The 16,153-nt window shown below is 44.7% G+C and carries 11 protein-coding genes; 2 read left to right on the top strand and 9 right to left on the bottom strand.

Going from position 1 to position 16,153, the window contains the following annotated elements; all coding sequences use genetic code 11:
• Positions 1–91: 91 nt before the first annotated feature.
• Together QUA58_RS05785 and QUA58_RS05790 are read right to left on the bottom strand one after the other, a co-directional pair.
• Complete coding sequence (locus tag QUA58_RS05785) at positions 92–625, bottom strand: chemotaxis protein CheW (RefSeq protein ID WP_190661936.1); 534 nt, start codon at positions 623–625, stop codon at positions 92–94.
• Positions 626–1,323: 698 nt separating this feature from the next.
• On the bottom strand, positions 1,324–2,565 hold the full coding sequence (locus tag QUA58_RS05790; RefSeq protein ID WP_333393300.1) for a response regulator: 1,242 nt from the start codon (positions 2,563–2,565) through the stop codon (positions 1,324–1,326).
• A gap of 1,765 nt (positions 2,566–4,330) precedes the next feature.
• Here QUA58_RS05790 and hmpF point away from each other — a divergent pair.
• Positions 4,331–6,076 carry a pilus motility taxis protein HmpF gene (gene hmpF / locus QUA58_RS05795; protein WP_333249440.1) on the top strand — a complete coding sequence of 582 codons (1,746 nt, stop codon included), beginning with the start codon at positions 4,331–4,333 and terminating at the stop codon, positions 6,074–6,076.
• On the opposite strand, the gene tilS is transcribed toward hmpF, so the two are convergent.
• From tilS to QUA58_RS05815, 4 genes are all read right to left on the bottom strand, one after another.
• A complete protein-coding gene (tilS, locus tag QUA58_RS05800; RefSeq protein WP_333393301.1) occupies positions 6,073–7,218 on the bottom strand; it encodes a tRNA lysidine(34) synthetase TilS in 1,146 nt (381 codons plus the stop codon). The two genes, hmpF and tilS, sit on opposite strands and share 4 nt — an antisense overlap.
• A gap of 218 nt (positions 7,219–7,436) precedes the next feature.
• A complete protein-coding gene (locus QUA58_RS05805) occupies positions 7,437–7,862 on the bottom strand; it encodes a KGK domain-containing protein (RefSeq protein ID WP_333393302.1) in 426 nt (141 codons plus the stop codon).
• A 272-nt stretch (positions 7,863–8,134) separates the two neighbouring features.
• Positions 8,135–9,205 carry a c-type cytochrome biogenesis protein CcsB gene (gene ccsB, locus QUA58_RS05810; RefSeq protein WP_333393303.1) on the bottom strand — a complete coding sequence of 357 codons (1,071 nt, stop codon included), beginning with the start codon at positions 9,203–9,205 and terminating at the stop codon, positions 8,135–8,137.
• Positions 9,206–9,240: 35 nt separating this feature from the next.
• A complete protein-coding gene (locus QUA58_RS05815; protein ID WP_333249447.1) occupies positions 9,241–9,459 on the bottom strand; it encodes a hypothetical protein in 219 nt (72 codons plus the stop codon).
• 23 nt (positions 9,460–9,482) lie between these two features.
• Here QUA58_RS05815 and QUA58_RS05820 point away from each other — a divergent pair, with 23 nt between their 5' ends.
• Complete coding sequence (locus QUA58_RS05820) at positions 9,483–10,391, top strand: Rpn family recombination-promoting nuclease/putative transposase (protein ID WP_333393304.1); 909 nt, start codon at positions 9,483–9,485, stop codon at positions 10,389–10,391.
• Positions 10,392–10,577: 186 nt separating this feature from the next.
• Here QUA58_RS05820 and QUA58_RS05825 read toward each other — a convergent pair whose 3' ends face one another.
• From QUA58_RS05825 to QUA58_RS05835, 3 genes are read right to left on the bottom strand one after another with little or no spacing between them, the layout of a single operon-like run.
• Complete coding sequence (locus QUA58_RS05825; RefSeq protein ID WP_333393305.1) at positions 10,578–12,896, bottom strand: dynamin family protein; 2,319 nt, start codon at positions 12,894–12,896, stop codon at positions 10,578–10,580.
• An 11-nt stretch (positions 12,897–12,907) separates the two neighbouring features.
• A complete protein-coding gene (locus QUA58_RS05830; RefSeq protein WP_333393306.1) occupies positions 12,908–13,498 on the bottom strand; it encodes a hypothetical protein in 591 nt (196 codons plus the stop codon).
• Positions 13,499–13,553: 55 nt separating this feature from the next.
• A complete protein-coding gene (locus tag QUA58_RS05835; protein ID WP_333393307.1) occupies positions 13,554–15,965 on the bottom strand; it encodes a dynamin family protein in 2,412 nt (803 codons plus the stop codon).
• Positions 15,966–16,153: the final 188 nt, after the last annotated feature.

Here is a 16,153-nt window from a genome sequence, read left to right on the forward strand (position 1 = left end):
AATTGAATGTTTAGATGCGCGCCTCAAGTCGTGTGACTGTTGATGGTTAGACCCCAATCGAAAATCGCAAATCGCAAATCTAAAATCGATTTCACGCTGCCCACCGCGCCGAGCGCAGAATTTTCACTTGATCTAGCAGTCGGAGCACTTTCTGAGCTTGTGCACCTAACATCCATTCTCCCCTCAGAAATGGAATCATGCCGTCTGGTGCATTGTTCTGAGAGTGCAGTTGCTCTACGTCGAGCCAGTCCATCCCCACAATTCGATCGACTGCCAGCCCCAAAATCGTGTCTTGGTCTTCCACAGCCACGATCGGGATTTCGGGTCTATCTGTGTTCAGAGGTGTTTGGTCTCCCAGAAATTGGCCGAGGTCTGCCACCCAAATCACTCGTCCTCTCATATTTAGAGTACCTAAAAGCAAAGAGGAAACGTTGGGGATCGGTGTCATGCGGTCTGGGGACGGGGATAGTACCTCTCTAATCCCTGTCGCTGGCAGTGCGAACTCGTTCCCCGAAGGAACGTAGAACCGCAGGTGCAGCTCGCCTTCGGGAGTTTCTAGTTCTTGGAATTCCGGAGCCGGATCTACCCCTAGTCCTGGTAATATAAAGTCTGGGCTACCGCTAATCATAATTCTGACACCTGCATTTCTAGCAAATTGTTGAGGTTTCCCGCCAAGAATAACCCGATCGAAACTTCGATGGTCGAAACTTGACACAGCCAAGCTTGACACAGCCAAGGGGTGAATGGCGCGACTGCCGGAGGTCCTTGGCAATAAATTTGCTCCGTCAATAATTGACTGCCATCAATAAATTCGCGCGACCTTTGCTGGCACATTAGCTCAAATCGACTACGAACAATTAATTTGAAACCCCTAAAGCTTCACTTTGTACTCCCACCGCCGTCTCAATTGGTAAAACTCTAGGTAATTTCTGCGATGAATGCTAAACCGATACTCGGATTAGCGAGGAGTTGTTGACATGGCTGGTGTCGCGACAATCATGAACGGAGTCACTTAAGACTGACAATTGCACTCTCTGACTTTGTACAGAAATACCTAGCAATAAGTAGCCCTGTGCATCAGTTTTTCGGAGCGGCTGCAAGTGGAGAACAAGTATATTATATTTGCACTTTGAGCGTGTTAGACCCACTTGGGCCTAGAAATTGAACAGAGTTTTACCGACGCCCTTATGCCAGCGCGCGGATTAATACATTCTAGTTTATGGTGCGATCGCCAATAGTACCCCCAGCTTTCTCTTTGTGGCGGCCGAGACTTGATCTAACCGCAGGTACAAAAAAGCTCCCATCATGGCATGGGTGCGAAATTTATTTTTCTTCTAATTGGTCTTCTAGCGAGCGGTCTAATAATCTTTCCGAGAGATTGACCCGAGGGTAGCCGGGGCCCACATATTTTTCTACCAGCATCAATAACTCGCTTTCACCAAAAGGTTTGGTGTAAAAGTCTGTAGCTCCTGCCATGCGGGCTTTAACGCGGTCGATAAAGCCGTCGATACCCGTCAGCATAACGATCGGCGTCTGCCGGAAAGCGCTAGAACTCCGCAGCATAGCGCAAACTTCGTAGCCGTCGAGTTCCGGCATGGCGATATCGCACAGAATTAAATCGGGTTTGAGTTGAAAAACCAAACTCAGGGCTTGCAGGGGATTGCCGATGGCAGTAGCTTCGTAACCGTGTTCGTTTAAAATTGACTCGACTGTTTTGCGAATAGTATTGTCATCGTCAATGCAGACAACTCTCTTAACCTTGGTTTCTTGATACGGCGGCCATTCTCTTCTGTCGCCTGCCGGCGCAACAGATGGCTCGTAAAATACTTGCACCAATCCCTGCTGCACGAAGGGGTAAATCGCCTTAGCAACAGTCAGCACGTCTCTGTTGAGGTAGCGCGACATTTGGCGGATCGAAGTGTGCCCGTCGGCCCAGCGTCTGAGAGTATTAAAGGTATTCACAGGCAGCGCGACTCGCAGCTCGGAGGGGTCTGAAATCACCGGACATTGGTTTGGCGACTGAATGTGAGGGTGAAACTGCTTCCACTGCTGCACCTGTTTGACAATCTTGGCCAGCAGCGAGCTAATTTCTAAGCTGGTCAGTTGAGGAGCCAAAGCTGGGCCCATTTCAAAAGTGAAGGAACCCTGGTGGAGACTGAGCAAGTCAAACAGGGTTTCGTGGATCATGCTCTGGATGATGTTGCGCCCTTGAGCTGGGGTGAGGATGTGGTTTTCTAGCAGGGCCCACAGGTAGCCGTATTCTGGGGCATTGGTAGATGCCATATAGGGAACTTGGATTTTGTCTAGGGCGGTATCTGCTTTGTAGCGGCGCAGGTAGTCGCGTAAGCGCAACAAACTGCCCGCACTCTGGGTAGCGTAAATAATCTGACCGTTGAAGCAGAAGACATACCAGGATTGTCCTGCAAGGGAGCGCTGGGTAGGTTGAGTACCCGTGCTGCTGCCGGTGGAGGTGTAGGCCTCTACGAACAGTTCTCCGGTTCGCTGACCTAACTCAATCAATTGCAGGATGCTGCGGATGTCTATTTCACTCAAATTTCCCTGCATGCAGCTAAAGTGTCCTCCTTAAAACCGTTGGCGTCTGAGATCGGAAAGACTGTGTGCTGGCGAAAAGATTGACTTTAGTTTCCGTCAATAATTTACGCGCTGATGCCGATCTCACAATTGGGAATTGACGAAAGGGCGATACTTGCTGCCGCTCCTCGGCCGCGCTACCAGTCCACAAGCTGAAACCGCGAAACTCGGGGCATTCTCTAAGTGTAGAGTTTCACCTTAGTATTCCCACTGTTGCCTAAACTCGTAGAATCCACATCGCACGATTGCACGGGTTCTTCGAGTGTGCAAGGCTGGCATTCCCGACTGGTTCAAGTCTTCGATCGCCAAACTTTTGAAGTTTTTGGCTGAGTATGCCGTCAGTTTATCCAGCACATTTTGGCGTAGGTCAACTTCAAAATACCGAGGATTCTCTGGTTTTACCGCTGCTACCAGCAGGAAGTGCCGATCAAGCCCCGATGGGAACTTGAGGCTAGTCTGTTGGGTTGGATGAGTTGCGATCGAGGTTTTTTTGGGTTTGCCACAGCCCTAAAATCAGGTGCAGTCAAAATGAACTTTTGTTGGCAATTGTCAGCAAAACCCTCAGTGCCGATCGACCTTTTTGCTCGCCCGCGGCGAGCGCCATAGGCTCGCGTCATTACCTTATTCTAAGGCAGCGTGGTTCAAAACCCTAGTCCGCCGGAGCAAGGCGCCAGCTTGGGGGCAGCAAAGGCTTTTTTCACGATCTACTCGCAACTAAAGCGTGGTAGAATCAATCGAAAGTTTTTGACCGAAACGCCAGACGCAAGCCCCGGGCTACCGACATGGGGATTCAGACCTGGGGATCAGTCGGTAGGGACTTTGACTTTTAAGTCTCGTGAAACGATTGTATTGCTAAAACCACAGTGGTATAATAGGCAGAGAGCGATTCGCCAGATTCAGTTGACAGTTGACAGTTGACAGTTGATAGCGACCTCTACCTGGAAGGAAGAGGATTGGAGTAATGAATAGTCTTCTTTTAATTTCTCCCGATCCGGCTTGGGGCTTTAAACCAATTCTTTCTGGTAAGAATAACTTTCAACCCATTGAAATATCCTAGACGGCGAGCAACCCCGGCAACGCACTAATCCGATTAATTCGGAATAGTTAAAGGGCAAATAATTGCAGCATAGGTCACGTTCAACCTTAAAAATATGAAGGACTCAGCAAGTCTGCGCTCCGCGAGAAGTAAAGTTCTTTGAGTGAGTAGAGCGATATTTGAATGTCCCATTGTCGTCTAGAAGGTGGGCAAGAATCCCCCGGCTTTAGACGTGGGGAGGTTCAAGGACTGACCTTTTTCAGGTTTGGGCTATGGCAGTCTCCGCAGTGAGAGCTAGTCTTTAATCAAGCGGCATTGGTACTGCTCTCTCATTCCTCCAGACAACTGGCGGCGGCCGTACTTTCTGGAGGTTCTCCCGTGAGAACATGCTATGCGTGAGTGCTGAAGAAAAGTTAGAAAAAAATGCTATCCCCCGATTGGGCAAACGATACCAAAAAGTAAGACTTAAGTGGCAAAAAGTTATCCTTACTTGCCTATACTTGTTTACTTTAGGTAAGTTGACTAAAGATCACACGCAGTGTTATGTTTAGTCAAGAACCTTTGGCTTAAGGGGGATAGCCTACTTATCTTGGGATTAGCCGTCTACCAAACAGCGTAGGAAGTAAACACCACTTATCTTTTAGGCCTTTAAGTAACTTAAAGTAAGTTGGGATAGGTTTTACGAAGCAGAGGACTATTAGTGTGCTGTATCTAGCGGAAGTACAAAAACAGAGAAGCGGCTTTGGTCTCGGTGGCGGTAAGGCTGAACTGAAACTGCTAGCTTGTCAGCGGGGCGAACATAACTGGAGCGCCGTACCAGGCGATGACGCGATCCCAGTTGAGGAAGCTAATAAGTTTAACGACGGCACGCTGGTGCTGGTTGAGTTGAGCGCTAGCAAGCAAGTGCAGCGGATTCAGGAGGCAGCCCGCCAGTTGGTGAGCATTCTGCAAAATTTCTCGCGATTGCAGGACAAGTTTAAGGATAAGGAAGAGGAAATTGAACAGTGGAAGGCTTCTCTGACGTTTTCGAGTCAGGAACTCAATCGCCGGGAAATGGAAATGCAAGCCCGCGAAGAGCAGTTGGCTCAAATGGAAGAAGAGTTGGAGCGACTGGAGGCTCAGCGCTCGGAAATTGAAAATACTCGAGATGAAGCTAACCGACTGCGAGAAGAAGTCGATCGCAGTCGTGTGGAAATTGAGACGGCTTGGGAACAGTTGCGGGGCGAGCAGCAACGGGTGGCCCAGCAGCAGTCTGAGGTTCCGCAGGGGGCAGTAGTTGATGAGCAGCAGACCCAGAGGATTCAGGAGTTGATGCAGAAGCTGGGAGGGGCAATTGCTTCGGCCCAAGGGGTGCGGGAACAACTGAATCAGTCTTTTGGTGCCGTGGGCGCTCAACAGGCAATTCTGGATCAGCACTGGCAGCAGTTGGAGCAAAAACAAAGCATAGCTCAACAGCAAGAAGAAGAGGTCGATCGACAAAATCAGAGCCTCCAAAACCGCTGGCAAGAGTGGTACCAATCTCAAGAAGCTTTGGCCGGGGCTCGGGCGGAGCTTAAAGGGCAGCAAAGTACCCTCAGCGCTAAGCAGGATCAGGCTCAGTCCGTGTCTTTGCAGGTGCGGGCTGTTGAGGATCTTTACCAGCAAGTTTCCAGGCTCGCATCTGCTTCGGGTACTGCGGGTACGGAGCAAAAAGTAGATGTGTCAGCTTTGGAGAAGATGCCTGTTGATGAGTTACAGGGGCTGGTGCAACACTTGCAACAGGATTTGGAAAAGGTGTTCCGGTTTGTTAACGATCAAGAGGAGGAGTTGACTCTGCAGCAGGAGACAATCGAGGAGCTGCAAGGGAAAATTCAAGCTGCTAGCGAGTATGATCGCATGGCTTTGGAAAATGAAATGGCAGATGAACTCGAAAGTTATCAGATGTTAAACGAAACTCTGGTGGGACAGCGCCTCCGGTTGCAGGAACGGGAAGATGTTTTAAAGCAGCATCAGGCGGTGCTGTGGCGGCGGCTGGGTACTGCTAATGCTCCAAAACAAGAGCGAGGAGATATTGATTTGGGGCCGATTGTCGCACAGCTCAATACTCAGCGGCAGCAGCAAAGCCAAGAATTGCAAAGACTGGAAAACGAAATTCAGCAGTTGCGGGAAGCAATATCCCAAATTGAGGCAAATGTCAACCGCAAAAATGGGGAAAGTGAGGCGAAACGCTACGAACTCAAGCAGTTAGAGCAGAATTTGTTCAACCAGAAAGGTACAGTGGCGCAACTCTGGGGCAGAGTGAATGTTTATCAAGAAATGTTGCAGCCCGTGCAGGACAATTTGAATGCGCTACGCCAAAAGCTCGAAGCGGTGGCGGGGGAACTCGATCGCGTGCAGCAGACTGGGGAGGAGCAAGATCGGGTAGTTTCGGATCTACGACAAGTCCTTTCGGGTTTGATGACTGCTTAAAATTTAAGATCTAAAATTATCCAAGGTTTTTCAACTCGGGCGATCGCTCCTCCTGGAACTGGATCGGTTTGCGATCGGTTGGGCGCTACGATTAAGCTGGTTAGTTTTTCTACGCTTTCAAAACTTGGCGCCGTGGGCAATATTTGTTGCAGTAGTTGTCGCATTGCCCGTCGCTGCAAGGCCAGGGGTGCTTCGCGCAAAATCGGGCGATTTAACTTGACGGGAAGTTGAAAATTCACCTGCGGGCTGTCTGCAATTGGAGACATTGCTCGCTGTAGCAAGTCGCTGGCTGCAAGTTCGAGATATTCTACGTCGGCGCGGAGGAGTTCGGCTGTTTGAGCTAGGGCTTGTTGGGCTTTTGGGTTGAAATGAGTTTCCAAATAAGGCAATAATTCCGATCGAATCCGGTTGCGACTATATTGCAAGTCTTGATTTGTGGAATCTTCCCAAATGGGTAGTTTTTGCTCTTGACAAAATTGACCTGTTTGCGATCGAGTTATTTCGAGCAAGGGACGAACTAAATAGATTTTAGATTTTAGATTTTGGATTTTCGATTGGGAATTTTCCTCCTGATTTCCCAATCTCAAATCGGCAGATATTTGGGAGTTGGGATTTTCGCCCGAATTCCCCAATCTAAAATCGGCAATCGGCAATCGAAAATCGAGCAGGGGCCGCCTCCAGGTGAGGGCAGAAAGTCCGTCGGCGCCGCTGCCGCGAATCAGGTTGTAGAGAAGTGTTTCGGCGCGATCGCTGGCTGTGTGGCCTGTAACAATGTAGGGGTAGTTGTGGGCGATCGCAATTTCGGTTAAAGCTTGATATCGCCACTGTCTGGCCGCTGCTTCTGTTTTGGAAATGTCCGAGGCTGTTTCCAAATAGTAGGATATTCCCCAATTTTTAGCTAATTGTTCTACATGATTGGCCGAGGCTTGCGAGTCAGAACGCCAACGATGATCGCAGTGAACAATCGCTAGGTTCCAACCCCATTTTGGCTGCAAATCTAGCAGTAATTTAATTAAACACAGAGAATCTTGTCCGCCGGATACTGCTACTAGCAAGCGCTGATTTGATGGCAATATTTGTCGGTACAGCAGCGTCCTGTGAACTTGAGCGTGCAGGTGCGTCCAATTGGAAGATTCAGGCATTACAGTTGACAGTTGACAGTTGACAGTTGACAGTTGACAGTTGACAGTTGACAGTTGACAGTTGACAGTTGACAGTTGCCCGTTGATAGTTGACAGTTGCCCGTTGATAGTTGACAGTTGTCAGTTGTAGGAAGGATGCTGTTTTAAGCTCCTCAACTCAAAACTCTGAACTTAAAATTCAAAAATCTTCCTCCTTTCCCTCTGCCGTAAGTAGCAGCTTAGCTCCACATTCCTATACTTTGGGGGTCGCGGTCGGGATACCTAGAAATAGGAAAATTATTACTTATTTCTGTTGAGTCACATTGATTTAATGCCTCATCTATATCGGTTTGATTTGAGCTATCTACGGCGTAGTTTTGCACGGTGTCTGATCTTTCTGCAGCGGCAGGAAGGGCTTTTTGTTCTTTGATTTCAGGTTCGAGCGGAATGAACTCCAGACGCATTCTAAGTTTTCCTTTAGTCCAGTCTTTTCCAGCACTTAATAACTCGCAATCCAGGCCGTCTGAAAACAATTTTTCGTCTACCAATTTTGATTGCATAATTGCCATAAATTCGCTGACTTTGAATGTACATTGATACATCAAAGCGCTGGTAGGGGCAGACACAACATCGTCTTGTTGGGGAAATATTGGCGATTCGTCCATATCAATTGTCCTTATTTTAATGAATGAAGGAAGTTCGGCAACGGATTTTGTAACGGATGTAACGGATGTGAGGAATACCGAAGTTAGAAGAATGAAGAAGGGTCTTCGGCGAAGCTGAGCGGGTAAAAAAAGGGAAGAAGGAAGAGGGAGTCAATTATTAGAATTTCGCTGGTTGAGTAAGGTGGGAATTGCCCACCCTACAATCGGAGATGATATTAATCCCGATTCTTTGACTTATCCTGTTCTTCTGTGGCCCATTGGTGGATCGGGAGTTAGAAAAACCAACCGTAGGAATGTAAACCTTTGCCTAACAGATTAACGCCTAGATAGCAAATCCAAACTACCACAAAACCTGTGGCGGCTAAAATTGCTGGGCGCCTTCCTTGCCAGCCACGAGTGATGCGGGCGTGCAGGTAGGCTGCAAATACCAACCAAGTAATTAGCGCCCAAGTTTCTTTCGGGTCCCAACTCCAGTATGATCCCCAAGCTTCGTTAGCCCAAACCGCACCGGCAATAATGCCAACTGTCAGTAAGGGGAATCCTAAACCGATGATGCGATAGCTAATGTTATCAAGAGTTTCTGCTAGATTCAATCGCTGGGGCGAGAGAAGTTCTGCGGTTTGAGTTGGGGTGGTTGATGCGGTTTGAACGGTTGCTAATTCGAGCACTGCGGTGGTGCCCAAACCGTTATTGTTGGGGTTGAAAGATGGTTCGCTGAATGCTAGTGCGCTGTCGGCGACTGTTTCGATGGTTGGAGATTCGGGGTTTTGTAGGCGTTGGAGGCGGTAGTTGCCGTTGCGGCTGCTGTTGGTGCCGAAGGAACTGCCGGTGAGTTCGATTTTTTGGCCACGGGTGACGATTAAAAATGCGATCGCCAGTAGCGCTCCTACCATTAAAGTTGAGTAACTGAGCATCATGACGCTAACGTGCATCATCAGCCAGTTTGATTTGAGGGCGGGTACTAGGGGCTCTGCAGATTGCATGGTTGCCGGCAGAGTCAGGGCTGCAAAGGCGGATATTGCCATTGCTACGGGGGATGTGGCTACTCCTACTAAGCGGGAACGACTCATGTTTTCCGCGACTAGGTGGATGGCGGTGATTCCCCAAACTAGGAAAAATAAAGATTCGTAGAGGTTGCTTAAGGGGAAGTAGCCGGCTTCTATCCATCGAGAACCGAGTAAAGCGGCGATGGATAGGTTGGCGACGGCCATTCCTGCGGTGCCTAGGGCCCCCAGGTAGGGAATGCCGGGGAATGCTGCGCCCACCCAGTAAATGAGCATTGTGGAGAACAAAACGGCGAAGGAGATGTTGTCCAGCCAGTTCTGGAGTACGACCAGATCCATAAAAATTACTCCGGTAATGTTTTTACTTATTTTTGCTAACTAGATCGATCGTACTGGGCTTCGGGAGTTTTGGGTTTGGGATTTTGAATTTTTGTGGCAATTATGAGTTTTTGGCGGTTGTTGAGGTGCCCGCGGGCGATCGCACGACGATCGCACGGACGCATCAAACAAGCTACTATTGACCCACCAGACGAGTGTGATCCCGTCAAGTCACGCTTGTTGATTCTGGCTTGCGGATTTTGGATGAGTTGCATAGGCTAGAGGAGATGTTGACTTAATGCGTCGAGATTCAATCTTTTACAAGTTCTTTCAAGAAACTCCAACGCTGCTGTTTGAGCTATTGGAAGAGGCACCATCAAATGCGGAACAGTATCGATTTGATTCGGTGGCGGTGAAGGAACCGAAGTTTGAAATTGATGGGGTATTTTTGCCGCCGGATGCTGAACCTGGAGTTGTATATTTCTGTGAGGTGCAGTTTCAGCGGGATGAATTGCTTTATGAGCGATTGTTTGGTGAGTCGTTTTTGTATTTTTATCGCAACCGTCAGCGATTTACAGATTGGGAAGCGGTGGTAATTTATCCTACACGATCGACTGAACAATCAGAAACGCATCCCTATCGATCGCTCTTGAGCAGCAATCAGGTGCATCTGGTATATTTGGATGAGTTGGGTGCGATCGAACAGTTGCCGCTGGGAGTGGCGCTGATGGCGTTGACGACTATCGACGAAGCGAGTACGCCGACAGTGGCGCGATTGTTGCTGGCGCGATCGCAGCGGGAGGAGTCGGAAGCAGCTAGTCGCGCAATAATAGAGATGCTGACGACGATACTGGTTTACAAGTTTACCAATTTGAACCGAAGGGAGGCAGAGGCGATGTTAGGGATTACGCTTGAGGAAACTCGGTTTTATCGGGAAGCTAAGGAAGAAGGGCGCGAACAAGGACTCGAACAAGGCATTGAACAAGGCATCGAACAAGGCCGCGAACAAGAAGGAAGAGCCTTGATTTTACGTCAGTTAAATCGCCGTCTGTTCAATCGGCGAGTTGGAATTTTGCCGGAATCTATCACCACTAGAATTGCTGATTTGTCGATCGAGCAAATAGAATCTCTAGCAGAGGAATTGTTGGATTTTCAGTCGATCGCAGATGTAGAGATTTGGCTGGAAAATTTGCCGCAGGAAGATTGAGGCGATGTTAGGGATTACGTTTGAGGAGGCGATCGCGCCATTTACGCGCACAAACACATCAAACGCACTCCCTCTCGGATGACCGGTTTTGGGGCGGTATGAAAGTGCGTCCGCTGTTGCTGGGAGGATGTTAAGCGTGCGATCGGGCTGGCATTCTTCCGGCGATTTTCCTCTAGTTTCTGTAACTCACAGTACCTCCGGCGATCGACTTCTTTTTAAAGCAATAGATAATTGCCTCAATCGTTCGCTAACTTCTAAATTCGATTCTTGTGACTTCAAGTTATCAGGTATTTCAGCAAACATAAGTGGATTTCCCTGCAACCACTCATTGAGAGCAACGCCAGTCCAAGTACCTTCTTTGTCTCGGAAACTATCAACTAAACCCTTCAGTTCTTGAATACAGTATGACTCGAAACCAGCAGCACTAAAAATTGCATAGCGTAGGTATTCTTCAAACGCATTAATATCATTTTCCACCTCAAAAACTACAGATTCTTGGGGTAAATTTATGTCTTTAGAAACATCTACCACTATTTGCGCTGCTACCCCAGCACCAGCAATTTTTGTTGCTACTTCTGTAACTCCTAATACTTGTTGCCGAATCTCAGAATTAAATAGTAAATCTGAACCATACTTTACATATTTCTTGAGAACTTTAAAGGCAGCTTCTTCACCACTATAGTAGTTATCAATAATTTCAATATCTACCCCTAAACTTTTGATGATTTTATTTCGAGTATCACTATTAACTGGGCCGCGAATCAGCGCTTCAGCAACTGGACGCGCAAAGCGTAAAAATAATACGCTTAAGCTATTCTCTAGTTTTGCTAAAAAATATTCCTCGGAATTTTCAATGAGCCTGGGTTTTACTTGATTACTTTCCCATAATAAACTTGTCATATATTCAACTAATTTTAATGCTTCATCCTTAAGTTCTAAAGCAAGTTGATGAGCAATTGCAGAAAGAAGCTTAGTAATATCACCGTACAAATCATCACGCCAAGCAAAATTGGCTTTCATACGATCAAACTCTGGATTGGAGTTAGCAAGAAAGATAGTATCTTTCTTTTTAAATGTTTCCTCCCTGAGTTTCTGCATTTCGTTGTCAACGATTTGTAAATATCGTTCTCTAAATTTTTCTATTTGAGTGAATGACTTAGCATTAGAACTATCTAAGGATTTGTTGACAACAGAATATTCATAGTATTTTTGTAAATCAGCTTTGATTGTTTCCCATTTTCGATTCCACCATTCTGTAAATAAAACCCGCCGATTATTTTCTTCAAATAGCTTGGCTTCTTCAGGATTTTCTGGATACTTTTTGCTGACTGTAATATAAATCTGTTCGGAATTGCTGAAAATTTTATTGATAGAAGCTTCGCATCTTTTCTTTAAAATCGAGACACGCTCAGTGTTGATATAGTTAAATATTTTTTCTTTAATTTCGGGAATCCCAGTACCCTTTTTATTCAGAGTTTCTTCATCGGTAATTCCAGTTAATGTTTTTAACCGAGCTTGAATATGGGTTGCGTCCCCAATCTCTAACTTAGTCTGTTCTCCTGCTAAACCATTCAAAATTAGATAGGCTCCGGCTGAACCATATACAATGCGTTCAGGTGGAAGCTTTGCACGCTTTAACCAGTCTTGAGATGCTTCTTCAATATGTGTTTTAAGGGCCTCTGCACTACCTATTGAATCAATTCGACTTAAAAATACAAAAAGCTTATCAGCAACGGTGACGTTTTTATCGCCAAGTTCGGTAAACTTGATTATTTCTAGTTCCTTTTCTCGGAGGCTAGTAAACCGCTGTACCAATATCACCGCATCACAGTCAGAGAGCATTGCTTGTGCTTCATCAACGTGCTTTGCTAAACCTGAATCTAAACCGGGAACATCATAAAAAACAATCCCTTCAGCTTGAGCAAGTTTGTTAGTATAAAGTCGAGCCTCTAAAACAGCGTGAGCATACTTTTCATCTGCTACATACTTCTTGAGTGGTTCTCTAATATCTTCGAGTCTAGTAAAGGGAAAAGTCAGATTACCTTCTCTTCTTACCTGTTGTAAAGTTATTTCGTTTTCTCGTATAGTATTTAGGTCTTCTTTCGCCCCTACTTTCTCAAGTTCCTTGAGTAAATTGATAAACTCTTCTTCGGTTCTCGCTTGTACTTCCAGCCTTTGTTCAGATTCATTTTCAACTGAATAAATTTGTGTGGTGGTAAATGTACATCTTCCTCCTTTAGCTGGAAGTAAATCACATTCTAACCAAGCATTAATAAATGTGCTTTTTCCAGCTTTTTCTAGCCCGACAACAGCGATGCGAAACTCGCGCTTTTTGAGTCTTTCAAGTTGGCGACGAGTTGGTTCTGCTTCTTGTAAAAGTACGTCTTTTAATCGAGCCGGAACTTCAGCCTGGGGTAAGTTGGCTAAATTTACCGCGTGTCTTTGGATGTTTAAAGCGTCAGTGAGACGAGTTTCATAGTAAGAAGATGCTGTTTTCCAGTCCATTGATATATTCCTTACACGCGGTTAAAGTTTTCTAAGCCAGATACAGATAGATATTCCAGACAAGCTAATTGTCCCACCAAACCTTGTCCATTAGAAGGGAGATTTCTCTTCAAAATATATGGTACTTTCTTGCCCATCATTTCTTCTCCATCAGCAATGTTAATCCTGACGTAAAATTCTCTTTGTTCACTTACATCTTTAATATCTTCGGTAGTTAATTTTAGATGCTGCTGTATGGTATCCGCAACTTCAGGACTTGTACATAGAAAATATGAGGCATTTTCTATTAGTATTTCTATGTTAGAGATCTTAATTGTATCATTTTCTATGATATTTCTCACCACCGATGCAGGTACAATAAGACACAAAGCTACAGACACGGAAGACTTTTTTGGAGAAGGAGCTAGAGCTGGTCTATTATGTGATGAGTCTCCTTGCGTTTGCTTCCTCTTTTGTTCTTGAGCATTTGGCCGCTCGACAACTTTTAGGGTAGCTGTAGCAGCATCCTGGATAGCCTCCACAACTTTTTGGGTAGCTGTAGCAGCCGTAGCAACAACATCTTGGATAGCTTTAGCCGCAACCCTCATTTTTTCAATAGACATTTCTTTATCGCTCCAATAGCAGATTTGATTGGTGTTCCTTAATATTCATTTGAATTTAACACTCATTTTTTAGGATTATGTCCAAGCTAGAAAATTCTTCTGCTAGGTTTTGAGCTTTTTGTTCCATAGGTTGCCAAACGTTTCTTTGCTTTTCATAATCTAGAGTAATTTCTTGGTGTGCCTTATCGAGCCTTTCTTGATAACGGTCAATAATATCACTCTGAATTTTGTCTACATTTTTTTTTAGACAATCAATTTGTTTTAGTAACCAGCTTGCAACTTGATTTACTCTTTCTGACTCTTCCCCTTTTGCCTGCATTACCCACCCTTCAAGTAAATTGTCTACGCTTGGTATATCAGCATTATCACTAGAACGTGGTTGATACTCGGTTTCATAAATGGTTTTTTTACCTATCCACAATGTATACCAAGTTCGTTTTTGTTTTTCAACCTGTACTGCTTCTTCCCAAGTCCCTTGTGTAATAGCAAATCCTGCTTTAAACTGAAAATTAAATTTTAAATTACTCTCGACTTTAATCAGTTCTGATTCAGGAAATTTTATCGCTATGTTAGGTGCAAAATCATTTGCTTTATTTTCAAAATAAGACAAGTGGCAACGAAACAATTCAGACACAGCCTGATGAATTCTATTTAATTCTTGACTAGAAATTTGTTTCAGTACATCCTGTATAACAATGTTGAGATGGATAGCTAGTTCATTGAGTTCCTCATTTAGTTGTTTGAGTTTATTTTTCTCTGCCTCTGTTCTTGCTTCCATTGTTTTTCCTTCTTTAGCAACGGAAGCTTTGTAGCCTAAGTCAACTAAACGGTTCAAGTTTCTTGCAAGTAAATTGACATTTAAAATATTTGCTCTTTTTAAATTCGGACTGTCTAAGTCTACCCTTCCAGTTTCTAAAGACTTTGCCACTGCTTCTAATACTTGATTAATGCCTTTTTGAAATTCATTTTCCCATGAAGAAAGTGGAAATAATTTTTCTCCTAATTTCTTGTATGGCTCTTCCTGTTGGAGTTCCCTAATTACGGTTCTTATATAATTCACAACGTCATCTTGTGACTGTTTTGCGAGAACCTGTTTGACTTTTGTATCTAGTTTTTCAAACGGCTGTTTTAAGTTTGCATCGCTAGTTTCTAAGAAGCCTTCAAGTGATGACCTAATATCTGATATATTTTTGCATTCCTGTTGATAATCTGCTTCTGAACTATTAAGAATAGCTGTTGTTGTTTGTGTAGCCCATTCTGCCACGGCATTTCCAGCAGCCAGATTAAAACGTTCTATAATTTGTGGAATTACTAGCTGTGGGAAGTGTTGAGTAATATGTTCCTTTAAGTGCTGCTGAAACTCTTCTGCATAAGATTTTTTCCATAATGCTTCAGAAACTCGGTTTCGGTCGTGTCTAGACCATTTTTGTACGTTACGTGGCAGGTCTTCTAATATATCTTCATCAATTAATCCATTGAAATTGTTGTCCGCTTTTTTACACGCATCAACACTGAATATCTCATCATAATTTTGGATCTGAAGAGCCAGTAAAGCAGGCCATGTACTAAGTTTGACAACTTGTAAGTTCTCAATATCTTCTGTATATTCTTTTAAGTGTTCAGTCAATTCGTTTTTTATATCACGTGTAGCTTTTTCAAAAAAGCGATTTTCTGTTTCAGGCCAATTTCTATCGGCTCGAAAAACGTCAATCCGATTAAGAGTAAACAGCATACGTGCCGGGGAACCACCTAAATCTTTTACCTGCTGTACAACTTCTTGCAGTAAGCTTTTTACTTTATGTGCATCGGTTTCTGCACTATTGTATGTGACTATACATAAAGCTTCTCGGCACTGTTTAATAACATCTGCGTTACCTTGATCGCCCACATAGGCCAAACCAGGTAAATCAAGAATTTTTACCCTTGTTCCTTGTGGTAGTTCCAGTTGAGACTCTTTGACAAGCCGGAAAGGGTAAAAGATTGTAGATTGTGGACAAGCTAAATTCGGTTGTTTTTCTCTGTTTTCGATATAACTTATCATTGCTTCGTATAAGCGCTGATAAATTTTTTCCTCTCTGATACCTCTCCACTCTCCACATTCCCACAATGCTCCTGGTGTTTCATGGATTATTAGAGACTTTTCCTTGCTATATTCGATAGTGACTGCCCCTGCGCTCATTTCACTTACGGCTACAGGAACAATTTCGGCTCCACATAACAAATTTACCAAAGTGCTTTTCCCACTACTGGTGGTTCCTGTAGTCGCAAGAGTCAGAGTCGGATTACGAAGTTGATCAACCAGAGTGCTTAAAGCCTTGTCTAACTTTATAGACAGTTCTTGCATTTCAGGCTGATATGTATCTGGTAAATGCTCTGAAATTTCTGTATAAAAATTATTCCAGTATTTAGCAAGCAGTTGAGCTTTGAATTCTACTTCGTCAAAAACTTTGTATAATTGTTTACTCATGTGTTAAATACTGGTGTTGATAGTGAATATGTATCCTAGTTAACATATTTGAGTCGCAAGTCATAGAGGGCTGACAGCCGCACTGTTTAATTATGACTCTACGGTATTATACTATACCTGTCAAGATACGATCGCACTTTCTTTAAATAATTTGACAAACAGGCTCTTCAGATTGTTGCAGGTCTTCA

This window comes from Microcoleus sp. N9_A1 (genome assembly GCF_036701795.1).
Lineage (GTDB): Bacteria > Cyanobacteriota > Cyanobacteriia > Cyanobacteriales > Microcoleaceae > Microcoleus.

What these genes read in the sequence shown, in the direction of transcription:
- QUA58_RS05835 (WP_333393307.1), bottom strand. Translation starts at nt 15,965, where the DNA reads ATGAGTAAACAATTATACAAAGTTTTTGACGAAGTAGAATTCAAAGCT.
- QUA58_RS05820 (WP_333393304.1), top strand. Translation starts at nt 9,483, where the DNA reads ATGCGTCGAGATTCAATCTTTTACAAGTTCTTTCAAGAAACTCCAACG.
- QUA58_RS05790 (WP_333393300.1), bottom strand. Translation starts at nt 2,565, where the DNA reads ATGCAGGGAAATTTGAGTGAAATAGACATCCGCAGCATCCTGCAATTG.
- tilS (WP_333393301.1), bottom strand. Translation starts at nt 7,218, where the DNA reads ATGCCTGAATCTTCCAATTGGACGCACCTGCACGCTCAAGTTCACAGG.
- QUA58_RS05805 (WP_333393302.1), bottom strand. Translation starts at nt 7,862, where the DNA reads ATGGACGAATCGCCAATATTTCCCCAACAAGACGATGTTGTGTCTGCC.
- QUA58_RS05830 (WP_333393306.1), bottom strand. Translation starts at nt 13,498, where the DNA reads ATGTCTATTGAAAAAATGAGGGTTGCGGCTAAAGCTATCCAAGATGTT.
- QUA58_RS05825 (WP_333393305.1), bottom strand. Translation starts at nt 12,896, where the DNA reads ATGGACTGGAAAACAGCATCTTCTTACTATGAAACTCGTCTCACTGAC.
- ccsB (WP_333393303.1), bottom strand. Translation starts at nt 9,205, where the DNA reads ATGGATCTGGTCGTACTCCAGAACTGGCTGGACAACATCTCCTTCGCC.
- QUA58_RS05815 (WP_333249447.1), bottom strand. Translation starts at nt 9,459, where the DNA reads ATGCAACTCATCCAAAATCCGCAAGCCAGAATCAACAAGCGTGACTTG.